At 67.2% G+C, this 20,121-nt stretch carries 18 protein-coding genes and 1 other RNA gene; all 19 read left to right on the top strand.

From position 1 onward, the window contains the following. Positions 1-110 precede the first annotated feature (110 nt). Positions 111-926, top strand: coding sequence for a type II secretion system protein N (locus XcodCFBP4690_RS01810; protein ID WP_104539364.1), 816 nt, complete (start codon positions 111-113; stop codon positions 924-926). After that, complete coding sequence (gspD, locus tag XcodCFBP4690_RS01805) at positions 923-3,004, top strand: type II secretion system secretin GspD (RefSeq protein WP_104539363.1); 2,082 nt, start codon at positions 923-925, stop codon at positions 3,002-3,004. The genes XcodCFBP4690_RS01810 and gspD overlap by 4 nt, the downstream gene beginning before the upstream one ends. 4 nt (positions 3,005-3,008) lie before the next feature. Continuing rightward, entirely contained in the window at positions 3,009-4,496 is a 1,488-nt protein-coding gene (gene gspE / locus XcodCFBP4690_RS01800; protein WP_104539362.1) for a type II secretion system ATPase GspE, read from the top strand. Further along, positions 4,483-5,691: a type II secretion system inner membrane protein GspF gene (gene gspF / locus XcodCFBP4690_RS01795; RefSeq protein ID WP_104539481.1), complete on the top strand. Its 1,209-nt coding sequence runs from the start codon at positions 4,483-4,485 to the stop codon at positions 5,689-5,691. The genes gspE and gspF overlap by 14 nt, the downstream gene beginning before the upstream one ends. 26 nt (positions 5,692-5,717) lie before the next feature. After that, the gene (gspG, locus tag XcodCFBP4690_RS01790; RefSeq protein ID WP_104539361.1) at positions 5,718-6,182 is read left to right on the top strand and encodes a type II secretion system major pseudopilin GspG; all 465 of its coding nucleotides are present in this window, start codon (positions 5,718-5,720) and stop codon (positions 6,180-6,182) included. Between the two features lie 15 nt (positions 6,183-6,197). Continuing rightward, on the top strand, positions 6,198-6,692 hold the full coding sequence (locus XcodCFBP4690_RS01785; protein ID WP_244183563.1) for a GspH/FimT family pseudopilin: 495 nt from the start codon (positions 6,198-6,200) through the stop codon (positions 6,690-6,692). Continuing rightward, on the top strand, positions 6,676-7,053 hold the full coding sequence (gene gspI, locus XcodCFBP4690_RS01780; protein ID WP_104539360.1) for a type II secretion system minor pseudopilin GspI: 378 nt from the start codon (positions 6,676-6,678) through the stop codon (positions 7,051-7,053). Before XcodCFBP4690_RS01785 ends, gspI begins: the two co-directional genes overlap by 17 nt. Beyond that, positions 7,050-7,652, top strand: a complete 603-nt coding sequence (gene gspJ / locus XcodCFBP4690_RS01775; RefSeq protein WP_104539359.1) for a type II secretion system minor pseudopilin GspJ — start codon at positions 7,050-7,052, stop codon at positions 7,650-7,652. Before gspI ends, gspJ begins: the two co-directional genes overlap by 4 nt. Next, on the top strand, positions 7,649-8,641 hold the full coding sequence (gene gspK / locus XcodCFBP4690_RS01770) for a type II secretion system minor pseudopilin GspK (RefSeq protein WP_104539358.1): 993 nt from the start codon (positions 7,649-7,651) through the stop codon (positions 8,639-8,641). Before gspJ ends, gspK begins: the two co-directional genes overlap by 4 nt. Then, on the top strand, positions 8,638-9,729 hold the full coding sequence (gene gspL / locus XcodCFBP4690_RS01765; RefSeq protein WP_104539357.1) for a type II secretion system protein GspL: 1,092 nt from the start codon (positions 8,638-8,640) through the stop codon (positions 9,727-9,729). The genes gspK and gspL overlap by 4 nt, the downstream gene beginning before the upstream one ends. Further along, complete coding sequence (locus tag XcodCFBP4690_RS01760; protein WP_104539356.1) at positions 9,726-10,178, top strand: type II secretion system protein M; 453 nt, start codon at positions 9,726-9,728, stop codon at positions 10,176-10,178. The genes gspL and XcodCFBP4690_RS01760 overlap by 4 nt, the downstream gene beginning before the upstream one ends. Next, positions 10,175-10,891 carry a type II secretion system protein N gene (gene gspN / locus XcodCFBP4690_RS01755; protein ID WP_104539355.1) on the top strand — a complete coding sequence of 239 codons (717 nt, stop codon included), beginning with the start codon at positions 10,175-10,177 and terminating at the stop codon, positions 10,889-10,891. The genes XcodCFBP4690_RS01760 and gspN overlap by 4 nt, the downstream gene beginning before the upstream one ends. Positions 10,892-11,291: 400 nt before the next feature. Then, entirely contained in the window at positions 11,292-12,014 is a 723-nt protein-coding gene (locus XcodCFBP4690_RS01750) for a GntR family transcriptional regulator (RefSeq protein WP_208622672.1), read from the top strand. A gap of 42 nt (positions 12,015-12,056) precedes the next feature. Next, positions 12,057-13,334, top strand: coding sequence for a sugar MFS transporter (locus XcodCFBP4690_RS01745; protein ID WP_104539353.1), 1,278 nt, complete (start codon positions 12,057-12,059; stop codon positions 13,332-13,334). A gap of 40 nt (positions 13,335-13,374) precedes the next feature. After that, the gene (locus tag XcodCFBP4690_RS01740; protein WP_104539352.1) at positions 13,375-14,442 is read left to right on the top strand and encodes a LacI family DNA-binding transcriptional regulator; all 1,068 of its coding nucleotides are present in this window, start codon (positions 13,375-13,377) and stop codon (positions 14,440-14,442) included. 6 nt (positions 14,443-14,448) lie between these two features. Next, on the top strand, positions 14,449-15,477 hold the full coding sequence (locus XcodCFBP4690_RS01735; RefSeq protein WP_104539351.1) for an SIS domain-containing protein: 1,029 nt from the start codon (positions 14,449-14,451) through the stop codon (positions 15,475-15,477). Positions 15,478-15,479: 2 nt separating this feature from the next. Beyond that, positions 15,480-16,634 (top strand): N-acetylglucosamine-6-phosphate deacetylase, encoded by a 1,155-nt coding sequence (nagA, locus tag XcodCFBP4690_RS01730; protein ID WP_104539350.1) that lies wholly within the window; start codon positions 15,480-15,482, stop codon positions 16,632-16,634. Positions 16,635-16,790: 156 nt separating this feature from the next. Then, a non-coding RNA gene (locus XcodCFBP4690_RS01725) (sX9 sRNA) lies at positions 16,791-16,866 on the top strand. A 480-nt stretch (positions 16,867-17,346) separates the two neighbouring features. Further along, positions 17,347-20,016 (top strand): TonB-dependent receptor, encoded by a 2,670-nt coding sequence (locus XcodCFBP4690_RS01720; protein ID WP_167394427.1) that lies wholly within the window; start codon positions 17,347-17,349, stop codon positions 20,014-20,016. Positions 20,017-20,121: the final 105 nt, after the last annotated feature.

The following is a 20,121-nucleotide window of genomic DNA, read 5'->3' as shown; positions in this document are numbered from 1 at the left end:
TGGGCGTTTGCGTTGTGCCGCACATCAGTTTGTGTCGGCCAATGTCATCGGTTTCTTATAACTGACACATTGCTGCCGCATTCTGTCATCCGATCGCAATCGTGAGACGGATGTCTGCTTTGCAGCGTGTGTTGCCCTCGTTGAATACCGTCATGTCGCTGCGCGGCGCACGCACGGCCGTGCTCTGCGTGCTGGCCATGTTGCTGGCGGTGCAGGCGCTGCGGCTGGTGTGGCTGGTGGTCACGCCGATCGGCCCGCTGGGCACGCAAGCGCCCGTCAGCGAGCCGGCATCGGATCTGTCGGCACTGCGTCGCGACGTGTTCCATCGCAATGTCGGCGACCTCGACAGCGATGGCATCGTGCTGCATGGCTTACGTGCCGGTGGCATGCACGCGGCGGCCTATCTCAGTGACGGCGAGGGTGGGCAGGGCGCCTACCGTGTGGGCGATGCGGTGCGGCCCGGCGTGGTGCTGCAGGCGGTCGCCACAGACCACGTGCTGCTGCGCACCGGCAGCGGCGTGCGCCGCCTGGCGTTGATCGAGGCCGTGCCGCAGGTGCCCGCGTCCACGACACCGGCAGCGGGCACGACAGCGGCAGGCACGGCCGCTGCGTTGATGTCGAACGTGGGCAACGCGGCCGACGCTGCCGCCGCCGCTGCCGTGGACCCGCAGCAGTTGTTGAGCACTGCCGGGCTGCGCGCAAGCGAGGACGGCAGCGGCTTCACGATCATGCCGCGCGGCGATGGCGCGCTGCTGCGCCAGGCCGGCCTGGCGGCCGGCGATGTACTGACCCAGATCAACGGCCGCACCCTCGATGCCGAACACCTGCGCGAGTTGCAGGACGAACTGCGCGGTGGCCAGGCGGCCACGCTGACCTATCGCCGCAATGGCCAGACCCACACCATGACCTTGAAGCGCCCGCAATGACTGCCGTTCGCCCCCTCTGGCTGATCTCGGCCACGTTGTTGTTTGCACTGCCGGTGATGCCGGCGGTTTCGCTGCGCGCGGCCGATGCGCCGGCGGTGCGCCTGCAGGATGTGGATCTGCGCGCCTTCATCCAGGATGTCTCGCGTGCCACCGGCATCACCTTCATCGTGGACACGCGCGTGCAGGGCACGGTGAACGTGGCGCGCGCGCAGGCCATGTCCGAGGCCGATCTGCTGGGCATGCTGCTGGCGGTGCTGCGGGCCAATGGCTTGATTGCGGTGTCCAGTGGCCCGTCCACCTATCGCATCATTCCCGACGACACCGCCGCGCAGCAGCCGGGCAGCGCGGCCAACGGCAACCTGGGGTTCGCCACCCAGGTGTTCACGCTGCAACGGGTGGATGCGCGCAGCGCGGCGGAAATCCTCAAGCCGCTGGTCGGACGCGGCGGGGTGATCATGGCGATGCCACAGGGCAACAGCCTGCTGATCGCCGATTACGCCGACAACCTGCGGCGCATTCGCGGGCTGGTGGCGCAGATCGATACCGACCGCGCGGCCATCGATACGGTGACGTTGCGCAACAGCTCGGCGCAGGAACTGGCGCGCACCCTGACCACGCTGTTCGGGCAAGGCGGCGAGCGCAGCAATGTGCTGTCGGTGTTGGCGGTGGACAGCAGCAACTCGCTGATCGTGCGTGGCGACCCCGCACTGGTGCAGCGGGTGGTGCGCACCGCAGTGGACCTGGACGGACGCGCGGAACGTCGTGGCGATGTCAGTGTGGTGCGGCTGCAGCACGCCAGCGCCGAGCAATTGCTGCCGGTGTTGCAGCAACTGGTCGGGCAGACCCCGGGCAATGAGGCGCAGCCCGGGCAGGACACGCGCCCCACTGCGGTGGATGTGACTGCCGCCGCCACCGGCGCCGCGCAGACGCAGGTGATCACCCCGGCCGCTGGCAAGCGCCCGGTGATCGTGCGCTACCCCGGTTCCAATGCGCTGATCATCAATGCCGACCCGGAAACACAGCGCGCCTTGATGGACGTGATCCGCCAATTGGACGTGCACCGCGAGCAGGTGCTGGTGGAAGCGATCGTGGTGGAGATTTCCGACACCGCCGCCAAGCGCCTGGGCGTGCAGCTGCTGCTGGCCGGCCGTAACGGCACCGTGCCCCTGATCGCTACCCAGTACAGCGGTGCTTCGCCCGGCATCGTGCCGCTGGCCGCAGCGGCGGCCGGCGCGCGCAGCGGCAATGACGATGACGATTCGGCGCTGGAGCAGGCGCGCAACGTGGCCGCGCAATCCCTGCTGGGCCTGAGCGGCGGACTGATCGGGCTGGCCGGGCAAAGCAACGATGCGGTGTTCGGCATGATCATCGATGCGGTCAAGAGCGACACCGGCTCCAACCTGTTGTCCACGCCCTCGATCATGACCCTGGACAACGAACAGGCGCGCATCCTGGTGGGTCAGGAAGTGCCGATCACCACCGGTGAGGTGCTGGGTGCGGCCAACGACAATCCCTTCCGCACCATCCAGCGCCAGGACGTGGGCGTGGAGCTGGAAGTGCGCCCGCAGATCAATACCGCCGGCGGCATCACGCTGGCCATCAAGCAGGAAGTCTCGGCCATTGCCGGGCCGGTGAGCACGCAGTCCTCCGAGCTGGTGTTCAACAAGCGCCAGATCGAAACGCGCGTGGTGGTGGAGAACGGCGCCATCGTTGCGCTCGGCGGCCTGCTCGACCAGAACGATCGCCAGACCGTGGAGAAGGTGCCGTTGCTGGGCGACGTGCCGGGCCTGGGCGCGTTGTTTCGGCACAAGTCGCGCAACCGCGACAAGACAAACCTGATGGTGTTCATCCGCCCGACCATCATCCGCGATGCGGCCGATGCGCAGCGCATGACCGCGCCGCGCTACAACTACCTGCGCGATCGGCAGCTGGCCGATGGAGACCCGGAGGCCGCGCTCGATGCGCTGGTGCGCGACTATCTGCGCGCGCAGCCGCCGCAGCTGCCGGCGGGTCCGTCGTCGGTTGCGCCGGCGCCGGCAGCGACGCCTGCGCCTGGCGCACGTCCGATGCAGCGCTGAGGCCATGACCACCGCACGCACCGCCATTTCCTATGCCTTCGCCAAGCGCCATGGCGTGGTGCTGCTCGGCGCGCATGACAGCGCGCAGATCGGCCTGCGCGAAGGCGGCGATGTGCAGGCCTTGATCGAACTGCGGCGCGCGCTCGGCATGCCGTTGCAGGTGCGCACGCTGGCCCCGGCGGTGTTCGACCGGCATGTGTCGGAGATCTATGCCGACGCCGGGCTGGAACAGGGCGTGCAGGTCGAGGCATTGGACCTGCATGGCAGCCTGGATTCGTTGATCGACGACATCCCCACCGCCGATCTGCTGGACAGCCAGGACGATGCGCCGATCATTCGGCTGATCAACGGCATCATCGCCGAGGCAGCGCGGCTGGGTGCCTCGGACGTGCACCTGGAATCCTACGAATCGCGCCTGCGCGTGCGCCTGCGCGTGGATGGCGTGATGCGCGAAGCGGCCACGCTGCCCGGCCGTATCGCGCCCTTGCTGGTGTCGCGGGTCAAGGTGATGGCACGGCTGGACATCGCCGAAAAACGCATTCCGCAGGACGGCCGCGTGTCATTGGTGATGGGCGCCAAGGCACTGGACGTGCGCGTGTCCACCCTGCCTACGCGCGGCAGCGAGCGGGTGGTGTTGCGTATCCTGGACAAGGAGCAGGGCACCTTGTCGCTGGCGCAGCTGGGCATGCCGCCGGCGGTGATGCACACCGTGCAGCGCGCCCTGCAGATGCCCAATGGCATCGTGCTGGTCACCGGCCCAACCGGCTCGGGCAAGACCACCACGCTGTATGCGGCGCTGAGCCTGCTCAACGATGGCTCGCGCAACATCCTCACCGTCGAAGACCCGGTGGAATACGCCATCGACGGCGTCGGCCAGACCCAGGTCAACGCACGCGTCGGCATGACCTTCGCCGCCGGACTGCGCGCCATCCTGCGCCAGGACCCGGACGTGGTGATGATCGGCGAGATCCGCGACACCGAGACCGCGCAGATCGCGGTGCAGGCCAGCCTCACCGGCCACCTGGTGCTCTCCACCGTGCACACCAACGATGCGGTCGGCGCGGTCACGCGCTTGCGCGACATGGGCATCGAGCCATTCCTGCTTGCCTCCAGCCTGCGCCTGATCCTGGCGCAGCGGCTGGTACGGCGGCTGTGCACGCACTGCCGCACGCCGCGCCCCTTGGACGCCGCCACGCGCGAGCTGATGGGGTGCGACCCCACTGCCAGCGTGTATGCGGCCGTGGGCTGCAGCGCCTGCCATCACAGCGGCTACGCCGGGCGCGTGGGCATCTACGAAGCCATTGCGGTGGACGATGCGATGCGCCGGCTGATCGGCGGCAACGCCGATGAAGACGCCTTGGCGGCGGTGGCCTTCGCGCGTGCGCCGCGCCTGGGCGAGGCCGCGCGTGCAGCCGTGCTGCAAGGCCTCACCACGCTGGAAGAAGCCATGCGCGTCACCCGCCAGCAGGAGGATGCGCATGCCGCGGTTTGATTACACCGTGCTCGACCTGCAGGGGCGCAGCCGCCAGGGCGTGATCAGCGCCGACAGCGTGCAGGGCGCGCGGGTGCAGCTGGAACAGCGGCAGTGGGTGCCGGTGCGCGTCGATCCGGCTGCCGCCGCCACGACGACGTCGATCACCGTGCGTGCAGCGCGCTTCAGCGGCAAGGACCTGGTGCTGTTCACCCGCCAGCTCGCCACGCTGGTGGAAACCGCACCGCTGGAGGAAGCCCTGCGCACCATCGGCACCCAGTCCGAGCGTCGCGGCGTGCGCCGGGTCACCGGCCAGACCCATGCGCTGGTGGTGGAAGGATTCCGCCTGTCCGATGCGATGGCGCGCCAGGGCAACGCGTTCCCGCCGCTGTATCGCGCCATGGTGGCCGCCGGCGAAAGTGCCGGCGCCCTGCCACAGGTGCTCGAACGCCTGGCCGACCTGCTCGAACGCCAGGCGCAGGTGCGCAGCAAGCTGCAGTCTGCGCTGGTCTACCCGGCGGCGCTGGCCCTGACCGCCGGGGCGGTGGTGATCGTGCTGATGACCTTCGTGGTGCCCAAGGTGGTGGACCAGTTCGATTCGATGGGCCGCGCCTTGCCCTGGCTGACGCGGGCGGTGATCGGCGTATCCAATATTTTGTTGCAGGCAGGCATTCCGTTGCTGATCGCCATGGCGATCGCTGGGTTCGCGGCGGCCCGTCTGCTCAAGCGGCCGGCGCCGCGGCTGGCCGCCGATCGCGCCATTCTGCGCGCGCCCTTGCTGGGTCGGCTGATCCGCGACCTGCACGCTGCGCGCATGGCACGCACGCTGGCGATCATGGTCAACAGCGGCCTGCCGCTGATGGAAGGGCTGATGATCGCCGCACGCACCGTGGACAACCGTGCCTTGCGGCTGGCCACCGACAGCATGGTCACCGCCATCCGCGAAGGCGGCAGCCTGGCGGCGGCAATGAAGCGCGCGGGCGTGTTTCCGCCCACGCTGCTGTACATGGCCTCCAGCGGCGAGAACAGCGGGCGGCTGGCGCCGATGCTGGAACGCGCCGCCGATTACCTGGAACGCGAGTTCGAATCCTTCACCACTGCGGCAATGAGCCTGCTGGAGCCGGCCATCATCGTGCTGCTCGGTGGCGTGGTGGCGGTGATCGTGCTGTCGATCCTGCTGCCCATCCTGCAATTCAACACCCTGGCGCTTGGTTGAGCGCAGCCGTCCTTTCGGAGATCCATATGCACTCCATCCACTTTCTTGCATCTGCCGGCGCGCGTCCGCTGCGTGGTCGCGCGCGCGGTTTCACCCTGGTCGAATTGATGGTGGTCATCGTCATCATCGGCCTGCTCGCCACCGTGGTGATGATCAACGTGATGCCCAGCCAGGACCGCGCCATGGTCGAGAAGGCGCGCGCGGATGTGGCGGTGCTGGAGCAGGCGCTGGAAACCTATCGCCTGGACAACCTCAGCTATCCCAGCACCGAACAGGGCCTGCAGGCCCTGCTCACCGCACCGAGCGGCCTGGCCCGGCCGGAGCGCTACCGGCAGGGCGGCTATATCCGCCGCCTGCCGGAAGATCCGTGGGGGCATGCCTATCAATATCGCCGCCCGGGCCGCAATGGCGGCTTCGACGTCTATTCCTTCGGTGCCGATGGTGTCGAAGGCGGCGATGCCGACAATGCCGACATCGGCAACTGGCGCTGAGACGCGCGCGTGCCGATCGCACCCGTCATCGTGCAGCGATGCGCACGACGCCACCGGCGTGCGGGCACGCGTGGTTTCACCTTGCTGGAGGTGTTGGCTGTGCTGGTCATCACCGCGCTGGCCAGCACGCTGGTGGTGATGACGCTGCCCGACACCCGGCGCGATCTCCACGACCAGGCCGACGGCTTGGCCAGTGCACTGATCAACGCGCGCGACGACGCCATCCTGAGCCTGCGCATGGTCGAGGTGATCGTCGATAGCGGTGGCTACGCCTTCCGTCGTCAGGCGCGGCAGCAGTGGGTGGCGCTGGACGAAAAGCCGTTCGTCGCCACGCGCTGGCCGGCCGGTGTGCAGGCGCAACTACCAGCCGGTGCCACGCGGCTGAGCGTGCGCTTCGATCCCACCGGTGCGGCTACGCCGCAACGCATCGCCCTGGCCGACGGGCAGCAACAGCTACAGGTGCTGGTCGATGCCGCCGGCGGAGTACGGGTCGATGCGCCGCACCGGTAATCGCCAGGCCGCGGCCGGCTTTTCGCTGTTGGAATTGCTGGTCGCCCTGGCCATCTTCGGCATGGCAGTGGTCGGGCTGTTGAACCTGTCCGGCGAAAGCACGCGCACGGCGGTGGTGTTGGAAGAACGCGCACTGGCGGGCGTGGTGGCGGAAAACCAGGCGATCGAGGCAATGCTTGCACCCACCGCCGCTGCGCTGGCGCCTGCGCGTGGGCAGGAGCTGCTGGGTGGCCGCAGCTGGGACTGGCAGCGCCAGGCTATGCCGGCCAGCGCCGGCATGGTGCGTATCGAAGTACAGGTGCGTGCCGCAGGCCAGGTGCAGGAAATCGCCAGCCTGAGCGTGTTGCGGAGCGTGCAATGAGCGGCCCACGTCGCGCGGCGGGTTTCACCCTGATCGAACTGCTGGTGGCGCTGGCGGTGTTCGCGCTGGTGGCAGCTGCGGCGGTGGTGGCGATGCGCCAGAGCATCGATCAACGCGATGCGGTCCGTGAGCGGCTGCAGCAGGTGCGCGATTTCCAGCTGGCCCATGGCCTGCTGCGCAGCGATCTGCAACAGGCCGCGGTGCGGCGCACGCGCAATGGCGATGGCAGCGCCGCGCGCACGGCCTTCATCGCCAGTGCGCCGGGAACCCAGGGGCCGTTGTTCGGCTTCGTGCGGCGCGGCTGGAGCAATCCGGATCGGGCGCCGCGTGCCTCGTTGCAATATGTGGAGTACCGACTAGTCGAAGGACGCCTGGAGCGCAGCGCACGCGCGGCGCTGGATGGCACGGCGGCCGCAACGCCGCAGGTGCTATTGCGTGGCGTGCGCTCGGCGGTGGTGGCGTTTCATTACCGTGCGCAATGGAGCGATGGCTGGAGCGGCGGGCTGGAAGCGCTGCCGGATGCGATCTCGCTGGAGCTGGACCTGGAGCAATGGGGGCGCGTGCGGCAAGTGTTCCTGCTGCCGGAGGGGCGCGCATGAGGGCGCTGCATGCACCTGCGCGGCAACGCGGCGTCGCATTGTTGACGGTATTGCTGCTGGTGGCGGTGATGACGCTGCTGATGGTCGCGGTGCTGGACGATCTGCGCTTTGGCCTGCGCCGCAGCGGCAATGGCGAGGCGATGACGCAGGCGCAGTGGTATGCACTGGGCAGCGAAACCCTCGCGCGGCAACGCCTGCAGGCACTGGCCAGGCGCGACCCGCTGCGCACCACGCTGGATGGCGGCTGGAACGATCAGCCGGTCACCTTCCCGCTGGACGACGGCATGGTGAGCGTACGGCTGCGCGACCGTGGCAGCTGTTTCAACCTCAATAGCGTGGTCGCCGGTGCGCCCGAGCAATGGCAGCGCAGCGACGACGGTGCGCGCCAATACCAGGCCTTGCTGGAGGCGCTGGGCATCACGCCGCCGCAGGCGCAGGCGCTGACCGATGCGCTGGTGGACTGGATCGACAGCGACAGCCAACCCGGCGCGCATGGCGCCGAGGACGAGCAGTATCTGCAATCGGCCGTGCCGCTGCGGACCGGTGCGGCCCTGCTGGCCGGTGTCAGCGAGCTGGGCGCCATCGCCGGCTACACGCCCGAGCGCATCACGCTGCTGCAGCCCTATCTGTGCGCGCTACCGGAAGGGCGGCTGTCGCCGGTCAACATCAACACGCTGCGCCTGCAGGATGCGCCGGTGCTGGTGGCGCTGACCGAAGGCCGGCTGGAACTGGCCGCCGCACGCCGGGTGATCGCCGCGCGCCCGGCCGGCGGATGGCGCGATCCGGCGGTGTTCTTCAACATGCCGGCCCTGCTGCAAGCGGCACCATCGAACGCCGTGCTGCAGCAGGTGCAGTTGCGCACCACGTATTTTTCCCTCTTCAGCGAAGTCGAGCATGCCGGTGCGCAGGTCATGCTCGAAGCCCTGCTGCAGCAAGACCCGGCCGGCCGCGTGCGGCTGGTGGCACGTCAATGGAGCCCCGACGCATGATGACCACGCTGGTGCTGCTGCCGGCCGACACCGCAACGCTGCCAATCGCTGTGCATGTGGATGCGCACGGGCAGGTGGTCTGGCAGGGCGAATGCAGCGCACGGCCTGCGCCGGCTGGACGCAGCGTGCTGGCGGTGCCCGGCGCCGATGTGCAGCTGCGCTGGATGGCCTTGCCCGGGCGCAGCATGGCGCAATCGGTGGCGGCCGCGCGCCTGCAATTGGCCGAGCACCTGGCGGCAGACACGCAGTCCCTGCACGTGGCGATTGCTGCGCAGCCGGATGCCGACGGCATGTACCTGGTCGCGGCGGTGGACACGGCGGTGATGCAGCAGTGGCTGGAGCGCGCTGCAGGCGTTGGCATCGTTCCCGATGCGGTGGTGCCGGATTGCCTGCTGCTGCCCGTGCCGGCCGCCGAGCAGCCGCCGACACTGCTGCAATGGGACGGGCGCTGGCTGTTGCGCGGCCCGCGTCTGGCCTGCAGCCTGGAGCCGCCGCTTGCGCAGGTGCTGATTGCCTCGCTTGCCGTCGCGCCCGTGCTGCCGCCGGATCCGGATCCGCAGCCGGCCATCGCGCAGTTCGCCCGGCATGCGGCCAGCGCGCCGATCGATCTGCGCCAGCAAGGCTTTGCGCTGGTCAGCCGCCAGCGCGCCGGCCTGCGCACGCGCACGCTGACACTGTTGGTTGCGCTATTGGTGCTGTCGCCAGTGTTGCTGCTGCTCGCGCAGACCCTGCGCTACGAGATCGGTGCGCAGCTGCTGCAGCGGCGCGCTGCCGCGCTGCTCGGTAGCAGCGGTGCCAACCGTCCGTCCGATGCGGCCGCACAGGCCGCCGCTACAGCGCCGAACGCATTCGCTACGCGCCTGGCAACCGTGTTCTCCGCAGTGGACTCGGCGCCAGGCGTGGAACTGGATGCGCTGTCTTACCGGCACACCGGCGCAATACGGATCGCGGTGCTGCATGCCGATGCGGCGCAGCTGCAGAATGTCACTTCTCGTCTGCGCGATGCCGGTTGGCAGCTGCAACCATCGCCCAGCGAATCTGAGGATGCGCGCTTGCGCACCACCTTGCAGCTGGAGCCGCCACGATGAGCCAACGCATGCAGGCATGGTGGCAGGCGCGTGCGCCGCGTGAGCGCGGCATGCTGGCGATCATGCTGGTGGCCGTGGCCGCCTTCGTGGGGTGGTACGCACTGTTGGTGCCACTGCGGCACTGGAAGGACAGGGCGCAGTCCCGTTACGACCAGGCCGCCGAAGCCCTGCTCGCTGCGCGCGCTTCACAACGCGCCGCTACAGTAGCCGCGGTCCCCCTTGAGCGCATTCTGCGCAGCGCCCGCGAGGCCACCATCGTCATCACCCATCACCGCGTGAGCCCAACGGGAACGCTCGAGCTGCAGATCGATAGCGTAAGCAGTGCCAGCCTGTTTGCCTGGCTGGAACAGCTGCGCCAGCGCGAGCATCTGGCACCGACGCAACTCGACATCACCCGCCGCGACGGCCAACTGCAGGCGCACATCACCTTGCCGGGCATCGCGCCATGAGGGCACTGCGCTGGGCGCTGCTGGGCCTGCTGCTGCTCGCCACGGCTGTGATCGCCACCTTGCCGCTGCGCCTGCTGTTGTCGGCGCAGCGCCTGCCGTTTTCCGCACTGGAAGCGCAGGGCTCGATCTGGAACGGCACCTTGCGCGAGCTGCGCTGGAACAGCTTGCAGCTGGGCGATGTCGGTGTGCGCCTGCGTGCGCTGCCGCTGCTGCGTGGCGAACGCCAGGTGCAGCTGCGCTCGGCCACCGTGCACGCGGTTGCCCTGCAGGGCGCACGGCAGGGCGTGGAGCAGGCCCATGGCCGGCTGTTGCTACGCAAGCCCGGCGGGGTGAGCTTGATGGATCTGTCGATCGATCTGCGCGATGTCCGCGCGGTCTTCGACACCGCCCGCTGCATCCAGGCCGGCGGCGATGTGGCCATGCAGATCGTGCCCAGCGAGGGTGGCGAGGCCGCCGGCTTGCTGCCGCTGCGCCTGCGCGGCAGCCCGCGTTGCGTGGACGATGCAGTGGTGCTGGCACTCGCCCCCGATGGCGGCCTGCCGGATGGCGTGCAGTTGAATGCCGAACTGCGCCTGCAACGCGATGGCCGCTGGCAGTGGCGTACCCAGGTCGAGCCAGGCCCCGACACCGCCCTGCAGCTGGGCCTGCAATTGCTCGGCTTTACGCAGACGCCGGAGCGTTGGCTGGTACGGCGCGACGAAGGGCAGCTGTAGATCTGTTTGCAGGGCCGATGGGCCACCGGTGCAGTGGGGGACAGCGACACGTCCATGGCATAGCGCGCTGTCCGGCAGTGCCGATCGGGCACGCTGCGGCTGACCCGCAATGCAATCGGTCTGAATCCCGATTCGGCACGCCATTGCCGCGGTCCTGGCAGGACGTCTCGTCCGGCCCTGCCACCGCGGCATCAGGCAGACCACTGCGCGATCGTCCCGAAATTTCATACCAGTGCGTCAGCCGGCCCGAGATTGAATTCCTAGCCGAATCCGTGCTTCATCAGTGCCTGGCGCGCCGGGGGCTGGTGCGCTGCCGTCGATTGGTACTATATTGGACCTATCGAATTCAGGCGGGCAGGAACAACCAATGGCCAAGCCCAAGACGGACGCCGACAAGCGACTGGACGAGTTGCACCTGAACGCATCCGCGCCGACGCCGCTCTACCTGCAACTGGCCGGCAAGCTCACCGACGCCATCCGCGGTGGTCAGTGGAAGGCCGGCGAGGCCTTGCCGGCCGAGCGCCAGCTGTGCGAGCGCCTGCAGATCTCGCGGGTGACCTTGCGCCAGGCAGTGGACGTGCTGGTCGAACAAGGCCTGGTGTCGCGCCGGCAGGGCGCCGGCACCTTCGTCACCACCCAGATCCAGCACCAGCTCAGCGGCCTCACCAGCTTCAGCGAGACGCTGCGCATCAAGGGCTACGAGCCGGGCACGCGCTGGCTGGAGCGGCGCCTGCGCCCGGCCCACGGCGAGGAGATTTTGCGGCTGGGCCTGTCGCCGGACGCGGCGGTGGCCTCGCTGACGCGCCTGCGCAGCGCCGACGACCGCGTGATGGCCTACGAACATGCCGTGCTGCCGCAGCGCATCGTGGCCGACCCGCAGCAGGTAGGCGATTCGCTCTACAGCTATCTGGATGCGCAAGGCACCCCGGTGGTGCGCGCACTGCAGTACTTTCGCGCCATCAACCTGCCGGCGCGGCTGGCCGAGCACCTGCGCATGAAGACCGGCGAGGCGATCCTGCACGTGGTGCGCGTGGGCTACGCCCGCGACGGCAGCGCGATCGAACTGACCGACACCTATTGCCACAACGACTTCTACGACTTCGTCGCCGAACTGCGCCGCTGACGCCAACGGCATCCCCACGACAACCTCAGAGCCAGCCGATCCATGACTACCGCCAGGCCCGCAAATCCCGTTGTCTCGATCGCCATCGTCGGCGTGCTGTTCTTCATCATCGGCTTTTTCACCTGGATCAACGGGCCGCTGATCACCTTCGTGCGGCTGGCGTTCGATCTCAACGAGGTCAACGCCTTCCTGGTGCTGATGGTGTTCTACCTGTCGTACTTCTTCCTGGCGCTGCCGTCGTCGTGGATCCTCAGGCGCACCGGCATGAAGAAGGGCCTGGCGCTGAGCCTGGTGGTGATGGCGGTGGGCGCGGCCGGTTTCGGCCAGTTCGCCACCCAGCGCTGGTATCCGGGCGCGCTGGGCGGCCTGTTCGTGATCGGCAGCGGGCTGGCCTTGCTGCAGACCGCGATCAACCCCTACATCAGCATTCTCGGGCCGATCGAAAGCGCGGCGCGGCGCATCGCCTTGATGGGCATCTGCAACAAGGTCGCCGGCATCCTGGCACCGATCCTGATCGGCTCGCTGGTGCTGCACGGCATCGGCGACCTGTCCGCGCAGGTCGCCAGCGCCGATGCCGCGACCAAGCAAACCTTGCTCACTGCATTCGCCGCCAAGATCCACGCACCGTATCTGGTGATGTCCGGCGTGCTGCTGCTGCTGGCCATCGGCGTGCTGTTCTCGCCACTGCCCGAACTCCGGGCCGCCGAGGCCAATGCCACGCCCGGCGCCAAGACCGGCAGGCAAAAGCACAGCATCTTCCAGTTTCCGCACCTGTGGCTGGGCGTGCTGTGCCTGTTCGTCTACGTGGGCGTGGAAGTAATGGCCGGCGATGCGATCGGCACCTACGGGCATGGCTTCAACCTGCCGCTGGATAGCACCAAGCTATTCACCTCCTACACCCTGGGCGCGATGCTGCTGGGTTACATCGCCGGCCTGGTGCTGATCCCCAACGTCATTTCGCAGGCGCGCTACCTGAGCGTGTCGGCGGTGCTCGGCGTGCTGTTCTCGCTGGGCGCATTGTTCACCCATGGCTACGTGTCGGTGGGCTTCGTCGCCGCGCTCGGCTTTGCCAACGCGATGATGTGGCCGGCGATCTTTCCGCTGGCCATTCGCGGACTGGGCCGGTTCACCGAGATCGGCTCGGCATTGCTGGTGATGGGCATTGCTGGCGGCGCGATCATTCCGCAGCTGTTCGCCATCCTCAAACAGCATTACGACTTCCAGGTCGTGTTCGCTGCGCTGATGGTGCCGTGCTATCTGTACATCCTGTTCTATTCGCTGCGCGGTCACCGCGTGGGCCTGCCGGCCCAGGCCAAGTGAGCGCGCCGGCATGATGCGTTCCGACGACCAAGGCACACCCATGCGCAGGCCCACCATCAAAGACGTCGCCGAGCGCGCCAAGGTCTCATTGAAGACCGTGTCGCGGGTGATCAACAACGAGCCCTCGGTCATGCAGGCCACGCGCGCGCGCGTGCTGCGCGCCATCGCCGATCTCGACTACGAACCCGATCCGTCCGCGCGCAACCTGCGCAGCGGCACGCCGTTCGTGATCGGCCTGGTCTACGACAACCCCAATCCGTATCACATCATCGGCATCCAGAACGGCGTGCTGGCCGCCTGCCGCGAAACCGGCTTCGGCCTGCAGATCCATCCCTGCGATTCCACCTCGCCGCTGCTGGCCGAGGAACTGGCCGAATGGGTGCAGCGTTCGCGCCTGGCCGGCGTGGTGCTGACCGCACCGATGTCCGAGCGCCCCGAGCTACTGGCTGGTCTGGCCGCGCGCGGCATCAAGAGCGTGCGCATCATCGCCGCCACCGATGATCCGGGCGATGGCCCCTGTGTGTATATCGACGACCGCGATGCGGCGTATGAAATCACCGAGCATCTGATCCAGCTCGGCCATCAGCGCATCGGTTTCCTGTGGGGCGGGCCGCAGCATCGCTCCAGCGGCGAACGCTACGCCGGTTACGAGGCCGCGTTGAAGGATTACGGCATCAGCCTGGACAAGCACCTGGTGATTCCCGGCGACTACACCTTCGACGATGGCTTCCGTGGTGCACGTCGGTTGCTGTCGCTGCGCGAGCCACCCACCGCCATCTTCGGCAGCAACGACGAAATCGCTGCCGGCGTGCTGGCCGCAGCCAAGTCCACCGGCATGAACGTGCCGTATCAGTTGTCGATCGCCGGCTTCGAGGACAGCCCGTTCTCGCGGCAGTCGTGGCCGGCACTGACCACCGCCAAGCAGGCCACCGACGACATCGCGCGGCATGCCGCACGCCTGTTGATCAGCCAGCTGCGCAGCGATGCCTACGACGACCAGCCCGCGCAACTGCAGAACCGCGGCTTCGTGCCGCAACTGGTGGTGCGCGGTTCCACCGCTCCGGCGCAGACGCCGGCCAGCAAACCTCTTTCCCCCGAATCCGCCTGAGTCCAGATGAGCCTCCCCCTCGAAACCGAGACCCTGATGTTCCGCGAGGCGGCACAGACCGCCGACGTGGTCGCCGCACAGTTCGCGCGCAATGCCGATACCATCGCTGCGCTGGCGCAGTCGCTGCGCGAGAACCCGCCGCCGTTCGTGGTGACCTGCGCGCGCGGCAGTTCCGATCACGCGGCAACGTATGCCAAGTACCTGTTCGAGACGCAGCTGGGCATCGTCACCGCTTCGGCGTCTCCCTCGGTGGGATCGGTCTATGCCGCACCGCTGCAGCTGCGTGGCGCGCTGTACATCGTGATCTCGCAATCGGGCAAGAGCCCGGACCTGCTGCGCAATGCCGAAGCGGCCAAGGCCGCCGGCGCGCGCGTGGTGGCCTTGGTCAACGTGGAGGATTCGCCTCTGGCGCAATTGGCCGATGTGATGATTCCGCTAGGCGCGGGCCCGGAAAAAAGCGTGGCCGCCACCAAGAGCTATCTTGCCTCGCTGGCGGCAGTGCTGCAGCTGGGCGCGGTGTGGAAGAACGACCCCGCACTGCTCGCCGCAGTGGATGCGTTGCCGCAACAACTGCGTAGCGCCTGGCAGACTGACTGGTCCGCACTGACCACCGGTCTGGCGCCTGCGCACAACCTGTTCGTGCTCGGGCGTGGCCTCGGCCTGGGCGCGGCGCAGGAAGCGGCGCTGAAGTTCAAGGAAACCTGCGGCCTGCATGCCGAAGCCTATAGCTCGGCAGAGGTCAAACACGGGCCGATGGCATTGGTTGGCCCGGGTTTCCCGGTGCTGGTGTTCGCCCAGCCCGACGAAACCGGCGCAGGCACGCGCGCGCTGGCCGAAGAATTCCGTGCACGTGGCGCGCAGGTGTGGCTGGCCGCGCCCGATGGCGATCTGCCACTGGCCGATGCCGCGCACCCGGCGTGTGCGCCGCTGCTGACCGTGCAGAGCTTCTATCGCGCGATCAATGCGCTTGCGCTGCAGCGCGGCCATAATCCCGACCTGCCGCCGCACTTGAACAAGGTTACGGAAACCGTTTGACCATGGATGCTTCCCCGATTCAAGCGCTGTGCAATGCGCGTGTGTTGACCGACGACGGTCTGCAGGATGGCCTGGCCGTGCTGCTGGACGGTGCGCAGATCCAGGCGATCGTGCCGGCCGATGATGCACGCGTGGCGCAGGCGCACACGCGCGTGGATCTGGGCGGCGCCACCTTGTTGCCCGGCTTCATCGACATCCAGGTCAACGGCGGCGGAGGGGTGTTGTTCAACAACGCACGCGACCCGCAGGCGCTGGCCACCATTGCGGCGGCGCATCGCCGCTTCGGTACCACCGGCATGCTGCCGACGCTGATCAGCGATACCGCGCAGGTGATGGCCGAAGCGATCGAGGCGACGCGCGCCGCCATCGCACAAGGCGTGCCCGGCGTGCTTGGCGTCCATCTGGAAGGGCCCTACCTGAGCCCCGCACGCAAGGGCACTCACGATGCGCGCAAGTTCCGCCTGCCGGACGCGCGCGAGATCGCGGTAGACACCTCGCTGGACAACGGCGTCACCCTGATCACGCTTGCCCCCGAGCGCGTGCCGCTGGAGGACATCCGCGCGTTCGTGGCTGGCGGTGCAATCGTGTTCGCCGGCCACACTGCAGCCACCTACGAGCAGGCGCGCGATGGCATCGCTGCTGGCGTCAGTGGCTTCACGCACGTGTACAACGCGATGTCGCAACTGGCCGGGCGCGAGCCCAACGCCGTGGGCGCTGCGCTGGAAGATCCCAACGTGTGGTGCGGTGTCATCGTCGATGGCGTGCATGTGCATCCGGCCAGCCTGCGCGTGGCGTTGGCGGCCAAACCGCGTGGCAAGTTGCTGCTGGTGACCGACGCCATGCCGATGGTCGGCAGCGACAGCCCCAGCTTCGATCTGTACGGCGAAACCATCACTGCGGTGGATGGGGTGGTGCGCAATGCCGACGGCGCGCTTGCCGGCTCGGCGCTAGACATGGCCACCGCCGTGCGCAACAGCGTGCGCTGGTTGGGCGTGGATCTGGCCGAAGCCGCACGCATGGCGTCCACGTATCCGGCGCAATGTATCGGCCTGGGTGAGCGCCTGGGCCGCATCGCACCTGGCTACCAGGCCGATCTGGTGCTGGTGGACGTCGACGTGCAGGTGCTCGGCACCTGGGTTGGCGGGCAGCGGGAGTAAGCGTTGCGTTTGCGCCGCGCGACTACGCGCGGCGTTCATCGCGTGTCGCCTTATTGCGAACCTTCACCTACCTCGCGCAGTGCGGCGTCTCTTTAGAGCGGCTAACAAAACTACTGCGCAGCCGCCAGGCGGGCGCGGCCGGTGCTCGGAATCCTCATGTACTACTCGTACACTCCGGTTCCTGCGCGCCATCCACACCCGCCTGACGACTGCTCGCTAGGTTTTGTTAGCCGCTCTTAGCGTCGTTATGCATTGCCGACGCCGCACGCACCCCACATTTCGCACGCGCAAACAGTCCGCGCCAGCATTCTGCGCGCAGCGGTGTCGCAGCGGTGTCGCAGCGAGGCCGCAAGGCGCATCGGTCTGCACACGCGCCGAGAACAGTGAGACGACGGTCGCGCGGTCATCCAGATATCTGCGCAAAATACGCTGTTTGAAGCATAAAATTCTGCGTTCGTGCAGATGGGTTGACAGTGCCGCTTATGGAAGGCACCTTCGCTGATAACGTTGTCAGCGAGGAGCCGTTGCTCCACGTTCGAGAAAAACATTGCCGGCCGCGCTTTTCGCAGCCTGGCGTTACCCGCATGACGTCTTGGGATGCGGGTGGTTGCTCGTATCCGGCACAGGGGACGGATTGCGGGCATGACACGCGCGTCGCGCGTCGTTGCGCAACCAGACGGTTGCCATCCGACACAAGTCATGAGGTCACGCAATGCTGTCTCCCCGTATGCTCGCTTCATCCCGCTGTGTGCAAGTGCATGCGTCCATCGCTGCGCTACACCGCTCTGCATTGAGTGCTGCCGTCAGGCGCTTGCTTGTCGGTGGCGCCACCGTCGCCTGTGTCGCGGCGCTTCCGGCGCTTGCGCAGGAACAGCCTGTACCTGCGCAGCAACAGGCAGCTACACAAACCACTCCTTCGGTCTCCACGCTGGACGAAATCAAGGTGGTGGGTTACCAGGCCAGCCTGGGCAAGGCGCTCAACGTCAAGCGCAATGCCGATGCGATCGTGGATGCGATCAGCGCCGAGGATATCGGCAAGTTCCCCGACACCAACGTGGCCGAATCCTTGTCGCGCCTGTCCGGCATCACCGTGGATCGCCAGTTCGGCGAAGGCGAAAAAGTCAGCATCCTCGGTACCGATCCGGCGCTCAATCGCGTGCTGCTCAACGGCCAGACCATCGCCTCCACCAGTTGGGGTGGCGACCCCAACGATCCGGACAGCCGTTCGTTCAACTACAGCACGCTGGCACCGGAAGTGGTGGGCCTGATGGAGGTCTACAAGACCCCCGAGGCGCGGATCGACGAAGGCTCCATCGGCGGCACCGTGATCGTGCACACGCGCAAGCCGCTGGAGCTCGATCGCAATACGCTCACCGGGACAGTGAGCTACGGGTACAACGATCGCTCCGACGAGGGCAAGCCGAACGCCTCCGCGCTCTACAGCTGGAAAAACCAGGACGAAACCTTCGGCATACTGACCTCGGTGATGCACTCCCAGCGCGTGCTGCGCCGCGAGGGCGTGGAGATCTTCGGTTACGACGATGTCGCCGGCGCCGCGTTTCCACCTGCGGTGGTCGGCAACAACACCGGCGTGTTTCCGACCTCGATCAACACCGCGCTGTTCCAGCAGACGCGTAAACGCGATGGCATCAGCGCTGCGCTGCAGTGGAAGCCCGATGCCGATTTCGAGCTCAACCTGACCGGCCTATACGTCACCGAGAATTTCGACAACTACAACCAGAGCCGCTACGGCTACTGGGGATCCAACCCCGGCGACGCACAGGCGCTGGGCTTCGAAAACGGCGTGGCCACCTCCGGCACCTTCGGCGATCAGTCCACCACGTTCCTGGATGGCTACCTGCGCAACAGCGATGTCAGCACCGGCAGCATCCATCTGCGCGCCGACTGGCATGGCGACGGCTGGAATGCCTCCAGCCAGGTCGGTTACACCAGCTCACAAGGCGGTGCCGAGCGCATCTACGGCATCCAGTTCCGCAACCTGGCCGGCTACAGCTACACCATCGACGGGCGCCGCACCGCGATGGACTACAGCACCGAGCCGACCAATACGGCGGCGATGCAGCTCAACAACGCCTCGGCCAGCCACAGCCCGCAGTACGACAAGGAGCGTTACCTGCAGCTGGATTTCGACCATGCGGTGGAATGGGGCCCGTTCACGCAGATCCTCACCGGCATCAAGCTCACCAACCACGCCACCGGACAGTCATCCTATAGCCGCACCTGGGCACCGAACGATGGCAGTACGCTGGCGGATTTTTCGCCAGGCACCACGCCATCCGGTTACCTGGATGGCCTGTCCACCAGCGCCGACATGCAGCGCTGGTCCACCATCGGTCGCGGTGCGATCAGCCGCTACATCGGCGGCCTGGAAGGCGATGCCGGCCTGCCGATCAGCTACGCAGGCAATTACAGCATCGAGGAGCAGAACCGCGCCTGGTTCCTGCAGGGCAACTTCTCCGGCGAGCGCTATCGCGGCAACCTCGGCGTGCGCTACGTGCATACCCGCGATTCCACCGACGGCTTCAGCTACGCGCCGGGCGGCAGCTACACGCCGGTCAACTTTCTCAGCAGCTACGGCAAATGGTTGCCGGCCTTCAACATCGCCTATGACCTGCGCGATGACCTGATGCTGCGTTTTGCCGCCTCCAAGGTCATCGCGCGGCCGCGCTACACCAACATGACCCCGTACGTGGCTACCGACGACACCACCTTGACCGCGTCGACCGGCAACCCCGGCCTGAGCCCGTACGAATCCACCAACCTGGGTGCGTCGATGGAATGGTATTTCGCCGACAGCAGCTTGCTCAGCGCCGAGTTCTTCTCGCGCGATATCTCCAACTACATCCTCACCACCGTACAAGACCGGGTGTTCTTCAACAACGCCACCGGTGGACCGAGCACCTACCAGACCTCGGTGCCCACCAACGCCGGCGACGCCAAGGTGCAGGGCGTGGCGCTCAATCTGCAGCACAATTTCGGCAATGGCTTCGGCGTGGTCGCCAACTACACCTATTCCGATTCCAATACCGACGGTGATTACAGCCTGCCGTACAACTCGCGCAACGCCTACAACATCAGCCCGTACTACGAGCAGGGCAAGTGGAGCGCGCGGGTGAACCTGGGCTGGCGCTCGGAATACTTCACCCAGATCGGCCGACTCAACGGCCAGCAGATGACCGATGCCTTCACCCAGGTCGATGCCTCGTTCGGCTACCAGGCCACCGAGCGGCTGCGCGTGGCGCTGGAAGCCACCAACCTGCTGGACGAAACCTACTTCAGCTACATCGGCAACAAGAACCAGCCGTACTACCTCTACAAGAACGGCAGGTCCTTCATGTTGAGCCTGAACTTCAAGCTGTGACGGGTGCCGGGCGGCTGCGTGGTGCAGCCGTTTCGGTCGATAGGGCCGGGGACTCGGTGTCGATGTGGCCTGGGTGCCAGGCGTTGCGCGTGTCACGTGTGCGCT

It is taken from the genome of Xanthomonas codiaei (assembly GCF_002939785.1).
GTDB lineage: Bacteria > Pseudomonadota > Gammaproteobacteria > Xanthomonadales > Xanthomonadaceae > Xanthomonas > Xanthomonas codiaei.
This window is presented reverse-complemented; position numbering and strand designations above follow the sequence as displayed.

Excerpts from the sequence above, each read along its gene's own strand:
- gspK (WP_104539358.1), top strand. The coding sequence starts at position 7,649 with ATGAGGGCGCTGCATGCACCTGCGCGGCAACGCGGCGTCGCATTGTTG.
- gspD (WP_104539363.1), top strand. The coding sequence starts at position 923 with ATGACTGCCGTTCGCCCCCTCTGGCTGATCTCGGCCACGTTGTTGTTT.
- XcodCFBP4690_RS01740 (WP_104539352.1), top strand. The coding sequence starts at position 13,375 with ATGCGCAGGCCCACCATCAAAGACGTCGCCGAGCGCGCCAAGGTCTCA.
- gspF (WP_104539481.1), top strand. The coding sequence starts at position 4,483 with ATGCCGCGGTTTGATTACACCGTGCTCGACCTGCAGGGGCGCAGCCGC.
- XcodCFBP4690_RS01735 (WP_104539351.1), top strand. The coding sequence starts at position 14,449 with ATGAGCCTCCCCCTCGAAACCGAGACCCTGATGTTCCGCGAGGCGGCA.
- XcodCFBP4690_RS01720 (WP_167394427.1), top strand. The coding sequence starts at position 17,347 with ATGCTGTCTCCCCGTATGCTCGCTTCATCCCGCTGTGTGCAAGTGCAT.
- gspN (WP_104539355.1), top strand. The coding sequence starts at position 10,175 with ATGAGGGCACTGCGCTGGGCGCTGCTGGGCCTGCTGCTGCTCGCCACG.
- nagA (WP_104539350.1), top strand. The coding sequence starts at position 15,480 with ATGGATGCTTCCCCGATTCAAGCGCTGTGCAATGCGCGTGTGTTGACC.
- XcodCFBP4690_RS01745 (WP_104539353.1), top strand. The coding sequence starts at position 12,057 with ATGACTACCGCCAGGCCCGCAAATCCCGTTGTCTCGATCGCCATCGTC.
- gspJ (WP_104539359.1), top strand. The coding sequence starts at position 7,050 with ATGAGCGGCCCACGTCGCGCGGCGGGTTTCACCCTGATCGAACTGCTG.
- gspI (WP_104539360.1), top strand. The coding sequence starts at position 6,676 with ATGCGCCGCACCGGTAATCGCCAGGCCGCGGCCGGCTTTTCGCTGTTG.
- gspE (WP_104539362.1), top strand. The coding sequence starts at position 3,009 with ATGACCACCGCACGCACCGCCATTTCCTATGCCTTCGCCAAGCGCCAT.
- gspL (WP_104539357.1), top strand. The coding sequence starts at position 8,638 with ATGATGACCACGCTGGTGCTGCTGCCGGCCGACACCGCAACGCTGCCA.
- XcodCFBP4690_RS01810 (WP_104539364.1), top strand. The coding sequence starts at position 111 with ATGTCTGCTTTGCAGCGTGTGTTGCCCTCGTTGAATACCGTCATGTCG.
- gspG (WP_104539361.1), top strand. The coding sequence starts at position 5,718 with ATGCACTCCATCCACTTTCTTGCATCTGCCGGCGCGCGTCCGCTGCGT.
- XcodCFBP4690_RS01760 (WP_104539356.1), top strand. The coding sequence starts at position 9,726 with ATGAGCCAACGCATGCAGGCATGGTGGCAGGCGCGTGCGCCGCGTGAG.